Origin of the sequence: Aeromonas veronii bv. veronii (assembly GCF_000820225.1) — a bacterium.
In the GTDB taxonomy this organism is placed as follows: Bacteria; Pseudomonadota; Gammaproteobacteria; order Enterobacterales; family Aeromonadaceae; genus Aeromonas; species Aeromonas veronii.
Genome location: NZ_CDDK01000020.1, coordinates 43,413 through 63,797 on the forward strand (window position 1 = coordinate 43,413; position 20,385 = coordinate 63,797).

The window sequence follows — 20,385 nt, forward strand, 5'->3', positions numbered from 1 at the left end:
CTGTCATGGCCCTCGCTATCGTTCGCCTTGGCAGCCCGCGCCTGCCCGATGAGGGGCTGCGGATCGGCACAGTGCGCCGCCCGCCCCGCGGCGTACCCAAGAGCGAATTTGCCAGCCAGCATTGGTACGATGTCTGGTTCCCCAACCTGGCCCCCAGCAGCGAGACCATGAAGCTGGGGCAGGCAGCCGAGACGCCCGCCCAGTGGGCGGCGTTTGGCAAACAGTACAAGGCCGAGATGGCGCAACCTGCCGCTAGGCACGATCTGACGCTGCTGGCCGCCCTCTCTCATACCACCAACCTCTCGGTCGGTTGCTACTGCGAGCAGGAGTCCCGCTGCCATCGCGCTATCTTGAAAGAGCTGCTGGTAGCCGCAGGCGCCGCCATCCGCTAACTCGGCGAGCGACAACGATGGGATGGGGAATCGCGTCAGCCGATCTTCAGTAGCCATCAGGTATGAATAGACAGAGAGGGCATCCCGCGGGATGCCCTCTCTCGTTGTATTCACACCTGCCGCGCCACACTCGGCAGCAGCACTATGATCCCGCCACTCTTTCCTATTGCAGACTGGGCTCCAGCAACTGCTGCCGTAGCGAAGTCTCCTCGGCCTGAGTCATGGCATGTTCCGCCACCCCGGCGGCAGGCTCGATAGCCAACCAGTGGGCAAGGTCGGCGGCGGTCTCCTCCAGCGGCCGAAAGTTCAATCCCTTCACGATGGCCGCCTCGGCGCTTATAGAGCCGTAACCGGCAAACTCCGCCTGCGCACAGGGCAGCAGGGTGGGATAGCTCTGCCAGGGCTCGATTCCGGCCGCCATCAGGGTCGACCAAGGCAGCCACTCGGGCTGGATGGAGCGAGCTGGCTGCAACCTAGCGCTCAGCCGCTCCAGCCAGTCGCAGAGGATAATGCCGGGTTTGATCAGGTTGAATGTGCCCCCCAACTGCTGCTCGGCCGCACGCAACACAAACTCGGCGCAGTCGCGCACATCGAGATACTGCAAGCGATCCTCGCCACTGCCCGGCAGCAACCAGGGCCCGCCCTGCTGCACCCGCTTAATCCACCAGGCCATGCGCCCGGTAGGATCATGGGGGCCGCACAGCACGCCCGGGCGCAAGATGCAAAGCCGCTCACCCCAGCGGGCGCGATACTCCTGCTCGCACAACACCTTGAGGGGGCCATAGTCAGTGGGCATTTCCCCTTCGGGGATAGCATGCAGCGGCGCCGACTCATTCATCCCGGGCATTGAGAAATCGCGATAGACGCTGATGGTGGAGATAAAGATCAGCCGCGCGCAGCACCCGAGCAAAGCTGCCGAGAGGCTCGCCGCCTGCTCGGGGCGATAGCAGCAGGTATCGATGACGAGATCCCACTGCAACCCGGCCCCTTGCAGGGCGCTCAGGCTCTTGTCCCTGTCGCCGGTGAGCTGCACCAGATCGCGCCAGTCCGGATGCTGGTGCAGGCCGCGGTTGAACAGCGTCACTTCATGGCCCCAATCCAGTGCCAGCGCGGTGAGGTGGCGCCCCAAAAAGCCGGTGCCACCGATAATCAGCAGTTTCATCCCTCTCCCTCCCCCTTCGGCGCGAGTGCGCACATTTCATCCTGACACGCCAGTTGCCTCCACCCTACGCAACTTGGCGCGCGGGCACAGCCCCCGACTGGCCGGGATGGGACAGGGATCACGGCAGCGCCTCAGAAATTGGCGTAATAAGGCCGAACCTGCGTTTTGGGGCCGCCTGTGCTAAATTGCCGGGGTTTTCAGTCAGGATCCGCCATGAAGTTCGAAATCGACACCCTCGGGATCATCCGCTCTCCCTACAAGGAGAAGTTCGCCATCCCCCGCCAGCCCGGACTGGTCAAATCGGCCCGCGCCCGCCTCGAGCTGCTCCCCCCTTACGATCAGCCGGATGTGCTGCGCGGCATCGAGCAGTTCTCCCATCTGTGGCTCAGCTTCGTCTTTCATCAGACCATGGCGCAGGGCTGGCACCCGACGGTGCGCCCGCCGCGCCTTGGCGGCAACGAACGGGTCGGCGTCTTTGCCACCCGCTCTACTTTCCGCCCCAATCCGCTAGGGCTCTCGGTGGTCGAGCTGCACGGGGTCGGTCGCGAGCGTGGCAAGCTGTGGCTGGAGCTGGGGGCGGTGGATCTGCTCGATGGCACCCCCATCGTCGATATCAAACCCTACATCCCCTATGCCGACAGCCTGCCGAATGCCCGTGGTGGTTTTGCCCCCGACGCCCCCACCCCGCCGCTAGCGGTGAGCTTCAGTGCCGAGGCCGAGCAGCAGTTGCAACCCTGGCTCAAGGCCCATCCCGAGCTGCGCCAGCTGGTGAGCGAAGTGCTGGCACAAGATCCGCGCCCCGCTTACAAGAAGGGCAAGCCCGATGAGAAGGAGTACGGGGTGCGACTGTTTGACTGCAACGTCCGTTTTCGCATCAGCGAGCCGGATTGCGTGGTGCTGGCCATCGAGCCTGCCTGAACCTGGGGGGGCTGACATCGCTGATGCTATTTCACGCCTTCTTCACGTCACAAGGGGCTTAATGAGCCTGTAAATTGTGTGGCATTGATCAGACTATCCACCCGGTTGCCAGTGATACCATGCAGACAGCAGAGGGCATCTCCTCTCTGACTGATGTCAGAAGCAGGCTATCGATGTATCGCAAGCATGGTAGCTCTGCTATTGCCGCCAAAGGATCTGGCCTCGCCCCGACACGTTTGAGTGCGGGGATGCCAAACGGATGTGACAGCACTTCGAAGGAACAAACCTATGCTGATGAACAGTGAACAACGTTATGGCACCCTGAATATCGGGCTGCACTGGCTGACCCTGTGGGCCATGATCGCCGTCTACGCCCTGATCGAATTTCGCGATATTTTCCCTAAAGGGGACCCTGGCCGTGATTTGATGAAGGAGTGGCACTTTATGCTGGGGCTGCTTATCTTCGCCCTGGTCTTTGTCAGACTGGCCCTGCGCTGGATGAGCCCGACGCCGCGTATCGTGCCCGAGCTCTCCCCGATCATGCACAAGCTGGCAAAACTGGCCCACCTCGCCCTCTACGGTTTTCTGATTCTCACCCCGCTGTTTGGCTGGCTGCTGCTGAGCGCCGCGGGCAAGCCCATCCCCTTCTTCGGGCTTGAGCTGCCTGCCCTGCTCTCCCCCAGTCCGGACCTCAAGGGGCTGATCAAGGAGGTACACGAGACGCTGGGTAATATCGGTTACGCCCTGATCGGCCTGCACACGGTGGCGGCCCTCTATCACCACCATATTCTCAAAGACAACACCCTCACCAATATGCTGCCGCCACGCCGCAGCTAACGGGTAACGGGGAAATGCAGAGGGGGCCATCGTGGCCCCCTCTCTGTTTTCCTGAACAGCACGCTGGCAAAGAGCATCACGCCTGCTTAGCCAGCTCCTCGGTCGGCTTGCCTTTCGGCTCGTGCGGCAGCTTTTTCACATTGCTCTTGTTCTCCGGCTGCTTGCTCCCGGACGAACTGTTTTCAGACAAGGCTTGCAACACGGGATCGGCCTTGCTAGCCACGGTGGGCTGGGACTGGCCAACAAAGTTGCCGCCCTTGCAGATGGAGAGACTGCCCCCCTTGAAGATCCCCTGCATCTTGCCGCTCTCCAGGATCTCCACCTCGGCGGAGGTGCACGTCCCCTCCAGCAGGCCATTGATGATCACGTGAGGCGCACTCACCTCCCCCTCAACGCTACCGCCCTGCATGATGCGCAACACACCACCGATGAGCTGGATGGTGCCATTGACCTGACCGCGCACCTCCAGATCCCCCTCCACCTGCAACTCGCCCTTGAAGCGGGCACCGGCTGCAATCACAGTGGCCCCGGCCGACCCAGTAGCCGCACCACCTTTGTTTCTTCCAAACATCCGTACTCTCTCCACCAACCACACAAGCAGAACCAGCGGCATCGGCGCCACTGGCCACAGAAAACAGGGCAACCCCAGCACGTAGAGCAGCAAGGCTGCCTCCCAGCAGAGCCAGACAATATAGAGGAGGTCGCTGCGCTCACGCTGTTGCAGTCGCGCCAGCAGCCTCCCGGCCATTTCTCTCATCACATCAAACCTTTCGCAGCATGGCTGCCGACCAGCAGGCCATCGACAACCCGGACCATGGTTAAACGACCAGTTGGCGCGAACTCTGAAGTCCCGCTGATTCAGTCCCGATACAGCCGGGATGCATTAGGATTCGAATTGACTCGAAGCGACATACACTTTCTAATTGACAGCCTGGATCCCTATGACCGCTCACATCATGAAAATTCTGTTGGTCGAAGACGACAAGCTGCTCAATCACCACCTCTCCTCTCTGCTGACCGAAGCCGACAATCAGGTCTACAGCACCGACCAGGCCGGGATTGCACTGCACTACGCCGCCGACTATCCCATTGATGTGGCCATCATCGACCTCGGTCTGCCCGATATGGACGGCCTGCAACTGATCCGGCAACTGCGCGAACGGCAGATCCCCTTCCCCATCATTGTGCTGACCGCCCGTGGCAACTGGCAGGACAAGGTCGAAGGACTGGAAGCGGGTGCTGATGACTATCTGGTCAAACCGTTCCAGAAAGATGAGCTGCTGGCCCGACTCAATGCGCTGGTGCGCCGCAGCGCCGGTTTTATCTCGCCGAAGGTGAAGGCTGGTGATTACGAGCTGGATCTCTCCCGCAAGGAGCTGACCATCGCCGGAGAAGTGGCGGTGCTCACCAGCTTTGAATACCTGATTCTGGAGTACCTGATGCGTAACGCCCGTCAGGTGGTCTCCAAGCAGCAACTGCTCGACCAGCTCTACGGCGACGGCGAGGGGGATCCCAACACTATCGAGGTGATGGTGAGCCGCCTGCGCAAGAAGCTGGATCCGGAGGGGACGATTCAACCCATCTCCACCATCCGGCGTCAGGGTTATATCTTCAACCTCTCCTGTAACTGATGCAGTTTCATCTGCCGCGCCCCATCAAGATGATCCGCAGCTCACTGCACATCAAACTGCTGCTCAGCTCGCTGCTGGTCATCGCGCTGATCATGGGGTTTGCCGTCTACGCCCTCTATCTTGGCCACGTCGAGGAGCAGACCCAGAAGGCCAGCGCCCGGATGCAGGAGAACCTGGCCAAGCTGTTTTCCTCCACCGAGCCAGATGACAAGGGGTCAAACGTCGAGCTGGGGCGGATATCCCGTGGTGCGGGGGATCGCAACCTCGATACCCTGATCTGCCGCGCCGATGGCGATCTGGTCTGGTCGAGCCTCCATATGCCGGAGGTGATCAAGGCCAAACAGACCATCTGCGGCGATCTGATGAAGTATCTGGGGGGGATGGATCTCGACTACTTCTTCAAGAAGCACACCATCAAGAACGGCGAGAGCTACTTCGTCTACAGCCTGCGGTTTATCCGCAATCCCGGCAGCGGCACCACCGCCTACTACGTGGTGATGATCGACTCGGCCAAACGCTATCACGAAGAGTCCCGCACCTACCTCTACCAGACCGCCAAACAGGCACTGCTCGCCTATATGCTGCTGGCCGGGCTGCTGCTGCTCACCACCTTCTGGAGCCTCAGCTCCCTGCGCACCATCGCCCGTCAGATCGACGATATCCGGGCCGGCAAGCGCGATGACCTCTCGAGCGATTTTGAGCGGGAGCTGGCCCCGCTGACCGACTCCATCAACCAGTTGCTGGAGAACGAACGCCAGCAGACCCAGCGCTACCAGCACGCCCTCAACGATCTCGCCCACAGCCTGAAAACCCGGCTGGCGCTGATCCAGATCACCACCCGCGAAGTGAAGCTGGGGCGGGAGATCCACGACAACATCAATGAGCAGATCCTCACCATGGATCAGATGATCCAGTATCAGCTCAGACGGGCCGTGACCGGCCGCCAGCGCCTTGCCAGCAAGGGCACCGAGCCGGTGCCGCTGATTGAAAAACTGCTGGCCAGCCTGACCAAGGTCTATCGCCACAAGAAGCTGCAAACCCACTTCAAGTTCGACGATGACGCCCTCTTCCACGGCGAACAGGGCGACCTGATGGAGCTGATGGGCAACCTGCTCGACAACGCCTGCAAGTTTGCCATCAGCGAAGTGAAGGTGACGGTGCGCCGTCATCTCGAGCGGCTGCGCATCGAAGTGGAAGATGATGGACCGGGTATCGATCCGGCCAAATCGGAGCAGATCTTCCAGCGCGGCGTGCGGGCTGACAGCTCGCCGGGTCAGGGCATCGGACTGGCGGTGGTGACCGAAATCGTCCACAGCTACGGCGGCCAGATCCGGGTCGATGAATCCCCCCTCGGCGGCGCCCGCTTTACCCTGAACTTACCCTGATCGGCATTGCCCTGCTCAGCCTCGCCAGTGATGCCCCTACCACAAGGCCCCCGACCTCGGGGGCCTTGTCGTTTCTGCCACCCAAGTTGTTTTAATTTATTGATCCGGCACTGATTCTCGCCCCTCAGACCTTCCACCACCGGCTTCAATCGGTATCATGGTGGCGCGGCACAAAGCTGCTTCCGGAGCCACACCATGAGCATTCGTTTTCATAAGGGTGTTATCCGCAGAACATGGGTTAAAAGCAGCAAGTCAGGGGCTGTAACTTGAGGGCGGTAGCTTTGGAGTTACCGATAAGAGAAAAAATAAATCATGAGGGGGGGATGACTCATCAAACATTCCGGATTTACTAAATCAATAAAAATATCAAATTGAAATGTTTTTTAAAGGATAACGAATGCAAATTGAATGCCCGAAATGCCATAAAGAAAACAATATCAAATTAAATGCAATTGTAAGGTGTGGACATTGCCAAGAGGAATTAAGCTCTCATAAATTCAAAAAACATATTATTTCTAGTGGGGCTATGTTGGCTATTGGAATTGTTGGTGGACAAATAGCTGACTATGTAATAAATGATAATAGGTACCCCATAAAAACTGAGTATTCAATAATTGATGCATGCAATAATTCATACAGTGAACTAGTTAGTCTCTCTGTTTATAGCCGAAGAAAGGAAATTTGTTTATGTTCAATGGAGAAAACCATGAATGAAATCTCATATATACGTTATAAAGTAGACCATGAAAGCTTTGCCTCTGCTTTTTCAAAAAATTCAGAAATATGCTCAGAGCCAAACGGTTAATTGATAGCTCTGAGCATCACCTTATTTAGTTCCCTTCACCGGAGCATTACCTCTGCCATCACCCGAAACTCTACCTGTTGTAGAAGGCCAGTTGCCCCCAGGGCCAGGATGTGAAGAGGGGCCACGACTATTACCTTTACCTGAGCTAGAACCAGAGTTGTTACCTTTAGCCATAAATCAATCCTTCCAGTAAGTTTGCATATCCAGACCATCTCTGGACGCATTAAGATTAACAGGAGCAATAGGGACAATTGGGGACAAAAATGGACTATGATGACAAAGCACAAAAAATAAAGGATGAAATATCAAAAATTGGTTGGAGTATGAATGAATTCGTTTTCGAATATGATAAATTTTACAATTATAAATCCAAACTCACATGTGATTCGTTCAAAAAACAGCTAGCCAGAAAAACCACTCGCACTTCCTTATTAAACAATTACCTTGAGTTTATATACAAACATCCTACATGGATAGCGCACAATGACATAAGGCCGACGTTTATTAATGATGAATTGGATGACTCCTTTGTTCTTGAAATGAGACAAATTTCAGCTATTATCACAAAAAAAATCACACAATCGAAATGATTGCCAAGAGCATTTATCTTGCAAGCAGGCTCTAATAAAAATCAAACCTAATTAATCAATGTTAACTATGGAATCTTCCAATCTCCGACATGAAGAGGCATTCATGGGCGTTGTAATATTAAATGGATTTATTATCGTGTCCTCCAACGATTTGACTGCGGTCAAGAATGAACTTGATAACCATATCCTGTTAACCCGCGCTGAAACCGGCTGCCTGATCTTTAAGGTGACTCAAGATCCTCTCAATCCCTGCCGATTCGATGTCTATGAAGAGTTTGTTGATGAGGCGGCTTTTCAAGCGCATCAGGCCAGAGTCAAATCCTCCCGCTGGGGTGAAATTACCGTCAATGTCGAGCGACACTATACGGTAACAGGGATTGCATAAATCACAGCCTTGCCATTTTGGCCAAGGTGGCGAACTGGGAGTGGCGCAGAACTCTCCCCCCTCTCGCTACCGCGAATGCCCGATTACGCTGCGCTTATCGAGCCTGCGTTACTTCCACCCTTTGTTATTAAGGCCACTATGATCCGCCCATTATTAACAACCGATCTGGATGCCGCCGTCGAGCTCTGGTATCAGGCATCGGTGCAGGCCCACGACTTTATTCCCGCCACCTTTTGGCGTGAGCAACAGGCAGCGATGCGCGATAGTTATCTGCCCGCCAGCCAGAGCTGGGGCTATGAGGAGGATGGACAGCTACTGGGCTTTATCTCCTGGTATCAGGGGTCTGTTGCCGCCCTGTTTATCTCCCCAGATCACCAAGCACACGGGTTGGGTCGCCAATTGCTCGAACACCTCAAAGCCCAATATGATCGACTCGAGTTGACGGTCTACGCCGAAAATGAGCAGGCGCGGCGCTTCTATTCCCGCAACGGTTTCAAAGAGGGTGAGCAGCAGTTGTGCGAGCATAGCGGACACCCCGAGCTGGTGATGCATTGGCAACGAGTATAAGCGGGTCGCCCATAGCGATGGCGAGCACGCTTTGCCTGTTTTGTGGCCGCCTTGAATGCCATGGCGGCATTCTCTACAATGACCCACTTTTTATTCATTTCGGGTTATATCGATGAGCGATACCAGCACCAAACCGGCTCTGCCGGATCACCTCTCCTGCAATCCCCGCAGCCCTCACTATGTGGCCGCCTGCTTCGAGCATCCGATCGGTATTCGCCTGAACGGCAAAGAGCGCACCGATGTCGAGGAGTACTGCATCAGCGAAGGTTGGGTGAAGATCCCCTCCCCCAAGGCGCTGGATCGCCGTGGTCAGCCCATCCTGATCAAACTCAAAGGCACCGTTGAAGCCTTCTACAGCTAATCAGCGCGCTACTGCTTGATAAACAACAAGGCCACCCTCGCGGTGGCCTTGTTGTTTCCGGTATTGGTGCTGGCATCTGCGCTAACTAAGCGGCAACCACCAGCCCACATTTCTCGCTGGCAGCTCTTATACCCCCAACCGATCGCGCAAGGTGTACCAAGCGGCGCCCGCGGCGGTAAAGGGTATACGGAACAGGCGGCCACCCGGGAAGGGGTAGTGCGGCAGTTTAGCGAATGCATCGAAGCGCTCCGCCTGACCGCTCAGCACCTCCGCGAGCAGCTTGCCCGCCAGATGGGTACAGGTGACGCCGTGGCCGCTGTAGCCCTGCATGTAGTAGATGTTGGGGCCGATGCGACCAAACTGCGGCAGCCGCGACAGGGTGAGCAGGAAGTTGCCGGTCCAGGTGTAATCCACCTTGACGTCGGCCAGCTGCGGGAAGGTCTTGAGCATCTTGGGGATGATCAGCCGCTCGATATCCGCCGGATCCCGCGCCCCATAGACCACACCGCCGCCATAGAGCAGCCGGTGATCGCCGGAGGTTCGGTAGTAGTCGAGCAGGTAGTTGCAATCCTCCAGACAGTAATTTTGCGGCAGCAGTGAACGGGCCCGCTCCTCCCCCAGCACTTCGGTAGCTATCACCTGGGTGCCGCAGGGCATGCTCTTGGCGGCGAGCTCGGGCACCAGGTTGCCGAGGTAAGCGTTGCCCGCCACCACGACAAAGCGCGCCTTCACCGCCCCCTTGGCGGTCTTGACCAAGGCTGGCTGGCCCGGGGTGATGCTGGTGACGGCGGATTGTTCGAAGATCTGCCCCCCCTGGATGCGGATGGCTTCCGCCTCCCCCAACGCCAGATTGAGTGGGTGGATATGGCCGCCGCTCTTGTCGAGCAAGGCGCCGACGTAGCGATCGCTCGCGACTACCTCGCGCACCCCCTTGGCATCGAGCAGCTCCAGCTGGTCGTTACCCCACTTCTGCCAGCGGGCGTATTGGGATTTGAGCTCGTGCAGCTGCTTCTCGGTCTCGGCGGCAAAGACACCGCCCTCCTGCAGATCGCACTGGATGTTGTAGCGCTTGATCCGCTCGCGGATGATCTGGCCCCCCTCAAACAACATGGAACCGAGCAGCCTGGCCTGATCCGGCGGGCAGTTCGCTTCTATGGTGTCGATGTCGCGGCTGTAGGAGTTGACGATCTGGCCGCCGTTGCGGCCGCTGGCGCCAAAGCCAACTCGTGCGGCCTCCAGCACCACCACCTTGTAGCCCTTTTCTACCAGATGCAGGGCGCTGGAGAGGCCGGTATAACCCGCCCCGATGACGCAGACATCGCACTCCAGCTGCTCGGTCAGTGTCGGGTAGGGCGCGTGTTTATTGGCGCTGGCTGCGTAGTAACTGTTTACATGTTCGGTCATGATCCCTGTTTCCTTACCGGTTCGGTTGCCAAACTACTGTGAGGATTAAAAGCTCGCCGGGGTGTGGGCGCTGACGATGCGACAGGTCTCCCCCGACGGATTGCTGAAGCTATGGGGCTCGCCGGTGTCGATCACATAGCTGTCGCCCGCCTCCAGCTGATAACTCTGGCCCGCCACCGTCAGGATCACCGACCCCTCCAGCACGGTGCCGACCTCCTCCCCCTGATGGGTAACCTGACCGCCTGTGTCGGTGCCGGGGGGATAGGTCTCCAGCATAAAGCCGAGCTGGCGGCGGTTGTTGCCGTTGTGCACTAGCTTGAGGGAGACCCCCTGGCTGCCCAGCTCGATCAGCTGATCCGCCTTGATCACCACCTCCGGAGTGCGGCTCTCCTCCTCGGCGAAAAACCGCGACAGCGGCAGGCCGTAGATGGTGAGCAGCTTTTGCAGGGAGGCGACCGAGGGGCTCACCTTGTCCTGCTCGATCATGCAGATGGCGCCATGAGTCAGGCCACTCAACTCGGCCGCCCGCCGCTGGGAGAGCCCCAGCTGATGGCGTACCGCCGCCAGCCGTTCCCCCATGGTGCGCGCCCCGGCGTCAGTCCCACTCACCGGTCGAGCCACGCCCTCCCGGCTCTGTGGCCCGCTCATGAAAGGCCCCCTTCTGCGCCATGTCTGCATCCTTGCATCATCAGCCTCTCCTGCTTGCGCGTGATCGCATCGGATCAGGCGCTGCTTGTTTACCCTGCTGGTTAAAATAGCCAACCAGCTTTCCCTTGCCGTTCACTATGTTACACAGCACAGCCGTTCATTATTTTGCACACCTGATTTACCATCTCCCGGTCGTCTGCCCACTTACAGCCTGCAAGCGAACCGGAGAAAGCGCGCTACACAGCCCATTTTCTAGCATGGCGCCCCCCAGCAATTCAAATATATTTAACACTTGAAAAACATTTCAGCTCAAATTATGGTCTTCCTGTGCTTATTATTTTATACGGCAGCGGCGCAGGAAGGGTCGGCTCACTCCGGCAACCAGCTGCTCTGACCCACACTCGAGGCTTCTCATGTCAGGAACAACATCCCACTCCAGCTTGATCACATCCCGCGCCTATATAGATGGACAGTGGTGCGAGGCCGCCAGCGGCCGCACCTTCGAGGTCACCAACCCCGCCAGCGGTGCCGTCATTACCCAGGTGCCCGACATGGATGCCGAGGATACCCGCCGCGCCATCGCGGCCGCCCACGCGGCGCAACCCGCCTGGGCTGCGCTGACCGCCAAGGAGCGCAGCAACAAGCTCTACGCCTGGTTTGCCGCCATCACAGCCCACAGCGACGAGCTGGCCCGCATCATGACCTGCGAGCAGGGCAAGCCGCTGGCGGAAGCAAAGGGAGAGGTGACCTATGGCGCCAGCTTTATCCAGTGGTTCGCCGAGGAGGGCAAGCGCGCCTATGGCCGCACCATCCCGGGCTTTAGCGGCGATCGCCGGTTGGCCACCATCAAGCAGCCGGTGGGCGTGGTCGCCGCCATCACTCCGTGGAACTTCCCCATTGCCATGATCACCCGCAAGGCGGGCCCGGCGCTGGCCGCCGGCTGCACTATAGTCATCAAGCCCGCCGCCGAGACGCCACTCTGCGCGCTGGCGCTGGCGGTGTTGGCCGAGCAGGCGGGCATCCCCGCCGGTGTCATCAATATCGTCACCAGCCATCAGGCGAGCGCGGTGGGCAACGAGCTGTGCAGCAATCCGGTGGTGCGCAAGCTCTCCTTCACCGGCTCCACCCGCATCGGCAAGCTGCTGATGCGCCAGTGCGCCGACACCATGAAGCGCCTCTCGCTGGAGCTGGGTGGCAACGCCCCCTTTATCGTCTTTGACGACGCCGATCTCGACGCTGCCGTGGCAGGGGCGCTCGCCTCCAAATACCGCAACGCCGGGCAGACCTGTGTCTGCGCCAACCGCATTCTGGTGCAGGCCAGTGTCTATGACGCCTTCGCCGAGAAGCTGACCGCTGCCGTCAGCGCCTTCAAGGTGGGGGATGGCATGGCCGAAGGCACCCAGATCGGCCCGCTCATCAACCCCGCCGCCGCCAGCAAGGTGGCCGAGCTGGTGCAACAATCGGTCGCCGCCGGTGCCGAAGTGCTGCTGGGGGGCGAAGCTCACCCCGCTGGCCCCCTCTTCTACCGCCCCACCATTTTGGGCAAGGTGGATAAAACCAACCCCATCCTGCAGGAGGAGATCTTCGGCCCGGTCGCCCCGCTGGTGCGCTTCGAGACGGAAGCCGAGGCCATCGCCATTGCCAACGACACCCCTTATGGCCTGGCCGCCTACTTCTATGGCCGCGATATCGCCCGGGTGTGGCGCGTCGCCGAGCAGCTGGAGTACGGCATGGTTGGCATCAACGAGGGGATCATCTCAACCGAATTGGCCCCTTTTGGCGGGATCAAGGAGTCGGGTCTGGGTAGGGAAGGGGCTGCCGAGGGGCTGGAGGAGTATCTCGAGACCAAATACCTCTGCTTTGGCGCCATTCGCTAGGGCTGCAACAGAGAGACAAGGCGCCGCCGATCTGGCCCGATGGGCTGATCGGCGGTGATGGGCGCCAAAACGCCTGCCACATTTTCAGGGAATATCGGGGGCTGCGGCCCCTCAGGGAGGAAAGATGAGTCAGTCAGAATCAAACAAGGCGTGGCAAGCGCGCCGCGAAGCGGCCGTGGTCAATGGCGTCGGTACCCTGCTGCCGGTCTTTATCGACCGGGCGCAAAATGCCGAGCTGTGGGATGTGGAGGGCAACCGCTACATCGACTTTGCCTCCGGCATCGCCGTGCTCAACACCGGTCACAACCACCCGAAAGTGGTGGCAGCGGTGCGCGAGCAGCTGGAAAAATTCAGCCACACCTGCTTTCAGGTCACTCCCTACCCGGGCTATATCGAGCTTGCCGAGAAGCTCAACGCCCTGGTGCCCGGCCCGACCCCGAAGCGCACCCTGTTTCTCTCCACCGGCGCCGAGGCAGTCGAGAACGCCATCAAGATTGCCCGCGCCCACACCGGTCGCAGCGGCACCATCGCCTTCAAGGGGGGCTTTCACGGCCGCACCATGATGGGGATGGCGCTCACCGGCAAGGTGGTGCCCTACAAGACCGGCTTTGGCCCCTTCCCGGGGGAGGTCTACCACATCCCCTTCCCCGCCGATTATCTCGGGGTGAGTGAAGAGGATGCCCTGCACGCCCTCGAGCTCTGCTTCAGCGCCGATATCGAGCCGAGCCGGGTTGCCGCCATCATTATCGAGCCGGTACAGGGCGAAGGGGGCTTCTATCCCGCCTCCCCGAGCTTTATGCAGAAGCTGCGCAGCGTCTGCGACCAGCACGGCATTCTGCTGATTTGTGACGAGATCCAGAGCGGTTTCTGCCGCACCGGCAAGACCTTCGCCACCGAGTATGCCGGCATCGAGCCGGACATCATGACCCTGGCCAAGAGTCTGGCGGGTGGCTTCCCCCTGTCAGCCGTGGTGGGCAAGGCGGAGATCATGAACTCGGCCAAGCCGGGTGGTCTGGGTGGCACCTATGCCGGTTCCCCCATCGCCTGCGCTGCCGCGCTGACGGTCTTGCAGGTGATCGAAGAGGAGCAGCTCAACCAGAAGGCCCAGGCGCAAGGTGAGCAGATCAAGGCGGGGCTGCAACGCATAGCCGAGCGTTTTGACTGCATAGGTCAAATTCGCGGCCCCGGTGCCATGGTGGCCATGGAGCTGGTGAAACGGCGTGATGCCAGCCAGCCCGATCCCGACCTTACCAAGCGACTGGTGGCCGAGGCGGGCAAACGGGGTCTGGTCCTTCTCTCATGCGGGGTGCGCGCAAATGTCATCCGTTTTCTCGCCCCCCTGACAGCCCCTGCGGCAGTGATTGACGAGGGGTTGCAACTCCTTGAAAAATCACTGGAGGCCGTGCTGGCCTGACCAGCAGGAAAGTGACCACTCACCTGTGCAAATAAATGCAATTTTGCCCCCTTTTTTTCTTGTCAAGGGGGCCCTGCAAATGCACAATGCGCCGCCACTGAAAGAACCGATGTAAAACAATGGCATCGGTTCTTTTTTAGACAGTGAACACACCCATAAACGAGGCCGGATCACCCCCGGAAAAGATAGCGAGATTGGCAGCAGTCTCCCGACACCAAGTCTAGTGAGGAACAACATGGGGCATCTCAATGCTTTCCAACCGGCCATGGCCGGTGTGCGCCGCCCTGGCGCCCTTGATTCCCGGGCCTCTCTCCCGGTTTCGTTGATGGACCGTGCCACTCTGGCACTGCATGAGGAACATGCATAATGGCGGCCCAGCAGGTTGGTCTGAAAAAGACCCTCAAACTGTGGCAGGTCGTGGTTATGGGACTGGCGTACCTCACCCCCATGGCGGTGTTCGACACCTTCGGCATCGTTACCGAAATCACCGAAGGCCATGTGCCGACCGCCTACCTGTTTGCCCTCATCGGCATGCTGTTCACTGCCCTGAGCTACGGCCATCTGGTACGCAAGTTCCCGTCAGCCGGCTCCGCCTATACCTATGCCCAGAAGGTGTTTCACCCCTATGTCGGCTTTATGGTGGGCTGGACCTCCCTGCTCGACTACATGTTCATGCCGATGATCAACATGCTGCTGGCCAAGATCTATCTGCAGGCGCTCTTCCCCGAGGTGGAGCCCTGGACCTATATCTTCGGTCTGGCGGCGGTGATGACCGCCCTCAACCTGCGCGGCATCAAGCTGGTGGCCAACTTCAACAGCGTCATCGTCATCATGCAGTTCAGCATCATCGCCGTCTTTATCGGCCTGATCGCCTGGGGCGTGCACAATGGCGAAGGGCTGGGTACCGTGGCCAGCAGCCGGCCCTTCTTCTCCGAGCAGATCAACATCTCGCCGCTGCTGATGGGGGCCTCGATCCTCTGTCTGTCGTTCCTCGGCTTTGATGCCATCAGCACCCTGTCGGAAGAGACCCCGGACGCGGATCGGGTTATCCCGCGCGCCATCGTGCTGACGGCGCTGATCGGCGGTGTGCTGTTTGTCACCACCTCCTACTTCCTGCAGCTCTTCTTCCCGGACATCTCCCGCTTCCAGCATCCGGATGCGGTACTGCCGGAGATCGCCCTCTATGTCGGCGGCAAGCTGTTCCAGGCGGTGGTGCTGGTCTGCACCACAGTAGCGGTGCTGGCCTCGGGGCTCGCTTCCCACGCCGGTGTATCGCGCCTGCTCTACGTGATGGGTCGTGATCGCGCCCTGCCCGCCCGCTTCTTCGGTTACATCCATCCGAAGTGGCAGACTCCGGCGTTCAACGTGCTGCTGGTCGGCCTGCTGGCCCTCTCTGCGGTGTCGCTGGATCTGGAGATGGCGCTGGCGCTGATCAACTTTGGCGCCCTGGTGGCCTTCACCTTCGTCAATCTGGCGGTGATTGCCCACTTCTATGTGAAGCTGGGCCGCAACAAGTGTCTCAAGGATCACCTGATGTACCTGCTGCTGCCGCTCTGTGGGGCCGCCTGCATCGGGGTACTGTGGCTCAACCTCGAGCCCTCCTCCTTCGAGCTGGGGCTGATCTGGGCGGCGCTGGGGGCCATCTACCTGTTCCTGCGCCTCACCGTGTTCCGCATCCCGCTGCATACCGCCGACAAGGTGGAGATCGCCCAGTAACCGCTGGCGCCCCTCCCCCCGATAGCGAACAAGGAGCCTGCGGGCTCCTTGTTGTTTTTGCGGTGCGCTGGTGGCCAGCAGCACGGGTTGCCAGAAATGCGGTTTCTGCAGGAAGTGTGACTGATTTCAAATAACTACCCAGCTGGGCTGCTCGCCGGGCCATGGCCCGAGCCGCGTCGCCTTCTATCCTCAGTCATTAATGTGAATGGATATGCAATAGATCTTTTTCCACTTCACCCCCTCTCATCCCCCGCCAGCCGATAAGCTCGCAGGACTCGAGCCCGGGGGAACGCCGCCAAATATGATCAGGATCAATGTTGAGGCGCTATGCACCCTGCAGCCCCGATTTGCCGATTTTTCATACGCCATGACAGGGTTCTCTTCCCCCCCGAAAAAGGGGGAGCGGCTCGGGGACGGCTGCAGGGGGCGAGTGACCACTTACCTGCCCCGTGCGTATGCAAAAAAATGCGTTAATCCGCCCTTTTTTGCTTGTCAAGGGGGCTGACCGAATGCACAATACGCCGCCAATAAAGGACCGATGTTCACTGCGACATCGGTTTTTGTATTTTTGAAGTGCAGTACAAACCCACCACAAGAGGCCGGAACGTTTCCGGAAGTGATATTCGAGATTGCCAAACAATCTCCCGACGTTGAGAGGATAACAATGGGGCGTTTTAATGCTTTCCTGCCGGTACAGCCCGGTATGCGCCTCCCCGGCGCCCTTGATGTACAGGCTTGCGAATCCATCGTATCCCTGCGCTCGTTGCAAGCACGTGCTGCGGCACTGATTGAGGAGAAAGCGTAATGGCATCGCAAAACGCCAAGCTGCTCAAGACCCTTACCCTGACACAAGTGATTGTGATGGGTCTGGCCTATCTGACCCCCATGGCTGTCTTCGACACCTTCGCCATCGTCGGTGACATCACCGATGGCCGGGTCGCCACCGCCTATCTGCTGGCTCTGGGTGGCATCCTGCTCACCGCTTTCAGCTACGGACATCTGGTACGCAAGTTCCCCTCTGCGGGCTCTGCCTATACCTATGCCCAGAAAGTGTTCAACCCCTACGTCGGTTTCATGGTCGGCTGGTCATCCCTGCTCGACTACATGTTCATGCCGATGATCAACATCCTGCTGGCCAAGATCTACCTGACCGCCATGTTCCCGGGCGTCGAGCCCTGGGTGTTCATCTTCGGTCTGGTGACCGTGATGACCTTCCTGAACCTGCGCGGCATCAATCTGGTAGCCAACTTCAATGGTCTGATCGTGGTGATCCAGCTGGCCATCATCACCCTCTTTATCGGCCTGATGGCGTGGGGCATCTACCACGGCGAAGGGGCTGGCACCCTGATGAGCAGCCGTCCGTTCCACTTCGAGTCAGCACAGCTGGTACCGCTCTTTACCGGTGCGACCATCCTCTGCTTCTCGTTCCTGGGCTTTGACGGTCTGAGTTCCCTCTCCGAAGAGACTCCGAATGCCGGCAAGGTGATCCCCAAGGCGATCGTGCTGACTGCCCTTATCGGCGGCATCATCTTCGTGGTGGTATCTTACTGCCTGCAGCTCTACTTCCCGAGCCTCTCCCGCTTCCAGCATCCCGACGCGGTACTGCCGGAGATCGCCCTCTACGTTGGCGGCACCTTCTTCCAGTCCGTGGTGCTGGTCTGCACCACGGTCGCGGTACTGGCCTCCGGCATGGCGGCTCACGCCGGTGTCTCGCGCATCCTCTACGTGATGGGGCGTGATCGCATGATCCCGGAGCGGGTGTTTGGCTACATCCACCCGAAATACCGCACTCCGGCCATCAACGTGCTGATGGTGGGCGGTCTGGCCCTCTCCGCCGTGTCGTTTGATCTGGATACCGCGCTGGCGCTGGTCAACTTCGGCGCACTGGTGGCGTTCAGCTTCGTCAACCTGTCGGTGATCGGTCAGTTCTGGGTGCGCGAGAAGCGCAACAAGACCCTCAAGGATCACGTCATCTACCTGCTGATGCCGCTGCTCGGCGCCGCCACCATCGGTGCGCTGTGGATCAACCTGGAGCAGAGCTCGCTGGAGCTGGGCCTGATCTGGGCTGGCCTCGGCGCAACCTATCTGTTCCTGCGTCTGGCGGTGTTCCGTATCCCGTTCCGTCAATACGAGGAAGCGGCTGACGCCTGATCCTTTGCGGATAACGGATAGACAGAAGGGGAGCCATGGCTCCCCTTCTTGCTATTTGACGGGCTGAAAATGGGGCTCGACTATTGCCACTCTGGCGCAGCCTACCCGTAGTGGTCGGCAAGAAACAGACCGGACGGATGGCGCCACCAGCCATATTTCTCGCCATCCCCATCATCTATTGGCGAGCAAACCACCAACGCAAGTCATAAAACCATCATAAAAGTGTCACCTTGTCATATTTCTGTCATTAACCACTGATTAAATGCGCGGGTCATCAACAACCCAAGACGGAACGACCGTCTCAAGAGGCTTTATGCAACACCATCACTCCTTGTCACAGCCGCCCGCGACCCGCGCCCTGTTCAACTGGATGAGTGTCATCGTACTGGTCTACCTGATCCTGGTTGCCGTGGGCGCCATCTCCCACGGCTTCAAAGATTTCTCCGGCGGCGCCGAGGGCGCAGCCCAGATCTTCGCCTTTGCCAACAACCCCTTTGTAGCCCTGCTGCTGGGTATTCTCGCTACCGCGCTGGTGCAATCCTCCAGCACCGTCACCTCGGTGATCGTTGGTCTGGTGGCTGGCGGCCTGCCCATCAGCATGGCCATCCCCATGGTCATGGGGGCCAACCTCGGCACCACCATCACCAACACCATCGTCTCCATGGGCCATGTGCGGGATCGCGCCGAGTTCCGCCGCGCCTTCGCCGCCGCCACCGTGCACGACTTCTTCAACCTGCTGGCGGTGTTCATCTTCCTGCCGCTGGAACTGATGTTCGGCCTGCTGCAACACAGCGCCGAGTGGCTGGCCAACCTGCTGGTAGGCTCCGCCAACATGTCGATGAAGGGCATGGACTTCATGAAGCCGCTGACCGCACCGGCCCAGCAGCTGATTGACAGCGCTGTCGCCTTCCTGCCGGGCAAGGGTGCCGCCATCGCGACCATCATCATCGGTATCCTGCTGATCCTCGCCTGCGTCACTTATCTCGGCAAAGTGCTGCAACAGGTACTGGTTGGCCGCGCCAAAGAGGTGCTGCACAAGGCGCTGGGCCGTGGCCCGCTGACCGGCATTACCTCCGGTGCGCTGGTGACCATCATGGTGCAGTCCTCCTCCACCACCACCAGCCTGATGATCCCGCTGGCTGGCGGCGGCGTGTTCAGCACCCGTCAGCTCTACCCCTTCACCCTGGGGGCCAATATCGGGACCACCATCACCGCCCTGCTGGCAGCCACCGCCATCAGCGGAGCCGGTGCCCAGCTGGCCCTGACCATCGCACTGGTCCACGTGCTGTTCAACCTCTTTGCCGTGGTCATCATCTATGGCATCCCCTTCCTGCGCGACCTGCCGGTGCGCGCCGCCGAGGGGCTGGCCCGGGTCGGCAGCGAGAACAAGCTGCTGGCTCTGGGTTATGTAACGGGTCTCTTCTTCGCCCTGCCCGCCCTGATGATGGTGGCCGCCAAGTAAGCGCCGCCGCCATGACAAGGGGCGAGTCACCGACTCGCCCCTTTTTGCGTCCAGCTCGCCGGGCTTTGCCTGCCTGCTCACATCCTCCCGCCCTGTGGCTCGCCATCAGGGGCGGTGCGCGATAAGATGGCGCCCTCATTGCACTTTTTACATTTCATGGAACAGGAAAAACCGATGAAATTCATACTGATCGCGCTGCTCATCGCCGGGGTGGCCTACTACTTCTACTCCAGCAGCAACAACAAGAAGCTGGCGGCCGACAACGTGCGGATTGGCGCCGAGTTCCTCGCCAGCAACAAGGAGAAGCCGCTGGTGACCACCACCGCCTCCGGCCTGCAGTACGAAGTGCTGACCCCGGGCACCGGCACCGTTCACCCCACTGCCACCAGCAAGGTGAAGGTGCATTACGAGGGCAAGCTGCTGGACGGTACCGTCTTTGACAGCTCGGTCGCCCGTGGCGAGCCCATCGAATTTGGCCTCAATCAGGTGATCGCTGGCTGGACCGAAGGGGTACAGCTGATGGTGGAAGGTGAGAAGACCCGTTTCTACATCCCCGCCAACCTCGCCTACGGCGACCGTGCCGCTGGCAAAATCCCGCCGGGATCAGTCCTGATCTTCGACGTGGAGCTGTTGGGTATCCAGTAAGCACTCCGTCACGCTCCATCAGCAACAAGGCCAGC

Annotated in this window: 20 protein-coding genes; 16 read left to right on the forward strand and 4 right to left on the reverse strand. The window is 59.4% G+C overall.

Translation table 11 applies throughout. The annotated features are described in order from the left end of the window. Positions 1-5 precede the first annotated feature (5 nt). Positions 6-392 (forward strand): DUF488 domain-containing protein, encoded by a 387-nt coding sequence (locus tag BN1139_RS09270; RefSeq protein ID WP_005350143.1) that lies wholly within the window; start codon positions 6-8, stop codon positions 390-392. A gap of 163 nt (positions 393-555) precedes the next feature. Here the strand turns inward: BN1139_RS09270 and BN1139_RS09275 are convergent, their stop codons facing one another. After that, positions 556-1,554 carry an NAD-dependent epimerase/dehydratase family protein gene (locus BN1139_RS09275; protein ID WP_005350140.1) on the reverse strand — a complete coding sequence of 333 codons (999 nt, stop codon included), beginning with the start codon at positions 1,552-1,554 and terminating at the stop codon, positions 556-558. A gap of 213 nt (positions 1,555-1,767) precedes the next feature. On the opposite strand from BN1139_RS09275, the gene tsaA reads away from it, so the two are divergent. Next, on the forward strand, positions 1,768-2,472 hold the full coding sequence (gene tsaA, locus BN1139_RS09280; protein WP_005350137.1) for a tRNA (N6-threonylcarbamoyladenosine(37)-N6)-methyltransferase TrmO: 705 nt from the start codon (positions 1,768-1,770) through the stop codon (positions 2,470-2,472). A 288-nt stretch (positions 2,473-2,760) separates the two neighbouring features. Then, positions 2,761-3,309, forward strand: a complete 549-nt coding sequence (locus tag BN1139_RS09285) for a cytochrome b (RefSeq protein ID WP_005350133.1) — start codon at positions 2,761-2,763, stop codon at positions 3,307-3,309. 76 nt (positions 3,310-3,385) lie between these two features. Here the strand turns inward: BN1139_RS09285 and BN1139_RS09290 are convergent, their stop codons facing one another. Further along, complete coding sequence (locus BN1139_RS09290) at positions 3,386-4,066, reverse strand: bactofilin family protein (protein ID WP_005350130.1); 681 nt, start codon at positions 4,064-4,066, stop codon at positions 3,386-3,388. Positions 4,067-4,265: 199 nt separating this feature from the next. Between BN1139_RS09290 and BN1139_RS09295 the strand changes: the two genes are divergently transcribed. From BN1139_RS09295 to BN1139_RS09320, 6 genes are all read left to right on the forward strand, one after another. Further along, entirely contained in the window at positions 4,266-4,940 is a 675-nt protein-coding gene (locus BN1139_RS09295; RefSeq protein ID WP_040066247.1) for a response regulator transcription factor, read from the forward strand. After that, entirely contained in the window at positions 4,940-6,325 is a 1,386-nt protein-coding gene (locus BN1139_RS09300) for an ATP-binding protein (protein WP_005350127.1), read from the forward strand. The genes BN1139_RS09295 and BN1139_RS09300 overlap by 1 nt, the downstream gene beginning before the upstream one ends. A 397-nt stretch (positions 6,326-6,722) precedes the next feature. Beyond that, positions 6,723-7,130: a hypothetical protein gene (locus BN1139_RS21380; protein ID WP_139472625.1), complete on the forward strand. Its 408-nt coding sequence runs from the start codon at positions 6,723-6,725 to the stop codon at positions 7,128-7,130. Positions 7,131-7,823: 693 nt separating this feature from the next. Further along, positions 7,824-8,105, forward strand: a complete 282-nt coding sequence (locus BN1139_RS09310; protein ID WP_005350126.1) for a putative quinol monooxygenase — start codon at positions 7,824-7,826, stop codon at positions 8,103-8,105. Positions 8,106-8,243: 138 nt separating this feature from the next. After that, positions 8,244-8,672, forward strand: coding sequence for an N-acetyltransferase (locus BN1139_RS09315; protein ID WP_005350125.1), 429 nt, complete (start codon positions 8,244-8,246; stop codon positions 8,670-8,672). Positions 8,673-8,784: 112 nt separating this feature from the next. Then, positions 8,785-9,033 carry a DUF3297 family protein gene (locus tag BN1139_RS09320; protein ID WP_005338226.1) on the forward strand — a complete coding sequence of 83 codons (249 nt, stop codon included), beginning with the start codon at positions 8,785-8,787 and terminating at the stop codon, positions 9,031-9,033. A 126-nt stretch (positions 9,034-9,159) separates the two neighbouring features. Here the strand turns inward: BN1139_RS09320 and BN1139_RS09325 are convergent, their stop codons facing one another. Continuing rightward, entirely contained in the window at positions 9,160-10,437 is a 1,278-nt protein-coding gene (locus tag BN1139_RS09325; protein ID WP_005350123.1) for an NAD(P)/FAD-dependent oxidoreductase, read from the reverse strand. Positions 10,438-10,482: 45 nt separating this feature from the next. Continuing rightward, a complete protein-coding gene (gene puuR / locus BN1139_RS09330) occupies positions 10,483-11,085 on the reverse strand; it encodes an HTH-type transcriptional regulator PuuR (protein WP_005350120.1) in 603 nt (200 codons plus the stop codon). Positions 11,086-11,498: 413 nt separating this feature from the next. On the opposite strand from puuR, the gene BN1139_RS09335 reads away from it, so the two are divergent. From BN1139_RS09335 to BN1139_RS09365, 7 genes are all read left to right on the forward strand, one after another. Further along, positions 11,499-12,962 (forward strand): NAD-dependent succinate-semialdehyde dehydrogenase, encoded by a 1,464-nt coding sequence (locus BN1139_RS09335; protein WP_005350117.1) that lies wholly within the window; start codon positions 11,499-11,501, stop codon positions 12,960-12,962. Positions 12,963-13,086: 124 nt separating this feature from the next. After that, positions 13,087-14,376 (forward strand): 4-aminobutyrate--2-oxoglutarate transaminase, encoded by a 1,290-nt coding sequence (gene gabT / locus BN1139_RS09340; RefSeq protein ID WP_005350115.1) that lies wholly within the window; start codon positions 13,087-13,089, stop codon positions 14,374-14,376. Positions 14,377-14,742: 366 nt separating this feature from the next. Continuing rightward, positions 14,743-16,092 carry an APC family permease gene (locus BN1139_RS09345; RefSeq protein WP_005350110.1) on the forward strand — a complete coding sequence of 450 codons (1,350 nt, stop codon included), beginning with the start codon at positions 14,743-14,745 and terminating at the stop codon, positions 16,090-16,092. Between the two features lie 538 nt (positions 16,093-16,630). Further along, positions 16,631-16,897: a hypothetical protein gene (locus BN1139_RS09350; RefSeq protein ID WP_021230505.1), complete on the forward strand. Its 267-nt coding sequence runs from the start codon at positions 16,631-16,633 to the stop codon at positions 16,895-16,897. After that, complete coding sequence (locus BN1139_RS09355) at positions 16,897-18,243, forward strand: APC family permease (RefSeq protein ID WP_005350109.1); 1,347 nt, start codon at positions 16,897-16,899, stop codon at positions 18,241-18,243. The genes BN1139_RS09350 and BN1139_RS09355 overlap by 1 nt, the downstream gene beginning before the upstream one ends. Positions 18,244-18,556: 313 nt before the next feature. Beyond that, complete coding sequence (locus tag BN1139_RS09360; RefSeq protein ID WP_005338243.1) at positions 18,557-19,705, forward strand: sodium:phosphate symporter; 1,149 nt, start codon at positions 18,557-18,559, stop codon at positions 19,703-19,705. A 174-nt stretch (positions 19,706-19,879) separates the two neighbouring features. Then, positions 19,880-20,350 (forward strand): BamJ family beta-barrel-assembly machinery protein, encoded by a 471-nt coding sequence (locus BN1139_RS09365; RefSeq protein ID WP_005347462.1) that lies wholly within the window; start codon positions 19,880-19,882, stop codon positions 20,348-20,350. Positions 20,351-20,385 lie beyond the last annotated feature (35 nt).

Bases quoted from the DNA above. Each gene is read 5' to 3' on its own strand.
- BN1139_RS09270 (WP_005350143.1), top strand. From the start codon at position 6: ATGGCCCTCGCTATCGTTCGCCTTGGCAGCCCGCGCCTGCCCGATGAG.
- BN1139_RS09275 (WP_005350140.1), bottom strand. From the start codon at position 1,554: ATGAAACTGCTGATTATCGGTGGCACCGGCTTTTTGGGGCGCCACCTC.
- tsaA (WP_005350137.1), top strand. From the start codon at position 1,768: ATGAAGTTCGAAATCGACACCCTCGGGATCATCCGCTCTCCCTACAAG.
- BN1139_RS09285 (WP_005350133.1), top strand. From the start codon at position 2,761: ATGCTGATGAACAGTGAACAACGTTATGGCACCCTGAATATCGGGCTG.
- BN1139_RS09290 (WP_005350130.1), bottom strand. From the start codon at position 4,066: ATGAGAGAAATGGCCGGGAGGCTGCTGGCGCGACTGCAACAGCGTGAG.
- BN1139_RS09295 (WP_040066247.1), top strand. From the start codon at position 4,266: ATGAAAATTCTGTTGGTCGAAGACGACAAGCTGCTCAATCACCACCTC.
- BN1139_RS09300 (WP_005350127.1), top strand. From the start codon at position 4,940: ATGCAGTTTCATCTGCCGCGCCCCATCAAGATGATCCGCAGCTCACTG.
- BN1139_RS21380 (WP_139472625.1), top strand. From the start codon at position 6,723: ATGCAAATTGAATGCCCGAAATGCCATAAAGAAAACAATATCAAATTA.
- BN1139_RS09310 (WP_005350126.1), top strand. From the start codon at position 7,824: ATGGGCGTTGTAATATTAAATGGATTTATTATCGTGTCCTCCAACGAT.
- BN1139_RS09315 (WP_005350125.1), top strand. From the start codon at position 8,244: ATGATCCGCCCATTATTAACAACCGATCTGGATGCCGCCGTCGAGCTC.
- BN1139_RS09320 (WP_005338226.1), top strand. From the start codon at position 8,785: ATGAGCGATACCAGCACCAAACCGGCTCTGCCGGATCACCTCTCCTGC.
- BN1139_RS09325 (WP_005350123.1), bottom strand. From the start codon at position 10,437: ATGACCGAACATGTAAACAGTTACTACGCAGCCAGCGCCAATAAACAC.
- puuR (WP_005350120.1), bottom strand. From the start codon at position 11,085: ATGAGCGGGCCACAGAGCCGGGAGGGCGTGGCTCGACCGGTGAGTGGG.
- BN1139_RS09335 (WP_005350117.1), top strand. From the start codon at position 11,499: ATGTCAGGAACAACATCCCACTCCAGCTTGATCACATCCCGCGCCTAT.
- gabT (WP_005350115.1), top strand. From the start codon at position 13,087: ATGAGTCAGTCAGAATCAAACAAGGCGTGGCAAGCGCGCCGCGAAGCG.
- BN1139_RS09345 (WP_005350110.1), top strand. From the start codon at position 14,743: ATGGCGGCCCAGCAGGTTGGTCTGAAAAAGACCCTCAAACTGTGGCAG.
- BN1139_RS09350 (WP_021230505.1), top strand. From the start codon at position 16,631: ATGTTCACTGCGACATCGGTTTTTGTATTTTTGAAGTGCAGTACAAAC.
- BN1139_RS09355 (WP_005350109.1), top strand. From the start codon at position 16,897: ATGGCATCGCAAAACGCCAAGCTGCTCAAGACCCTTACCCTGACACAA.
- BN1139_RS09360 (WP_005338243.1), top strand. From the start codon at position 18,557: ATGCAACACCATCACTCCTTGTCACAGCCGCCCGCGACCCGCGCCCTG.
- BN1139_RS09365 (WP_005347462.1), top strand. From the start codon at position 19,880: ATGAAATTCATACTGATCGCGCTGCTCATCGCCGGGGTGGCCTACTAC.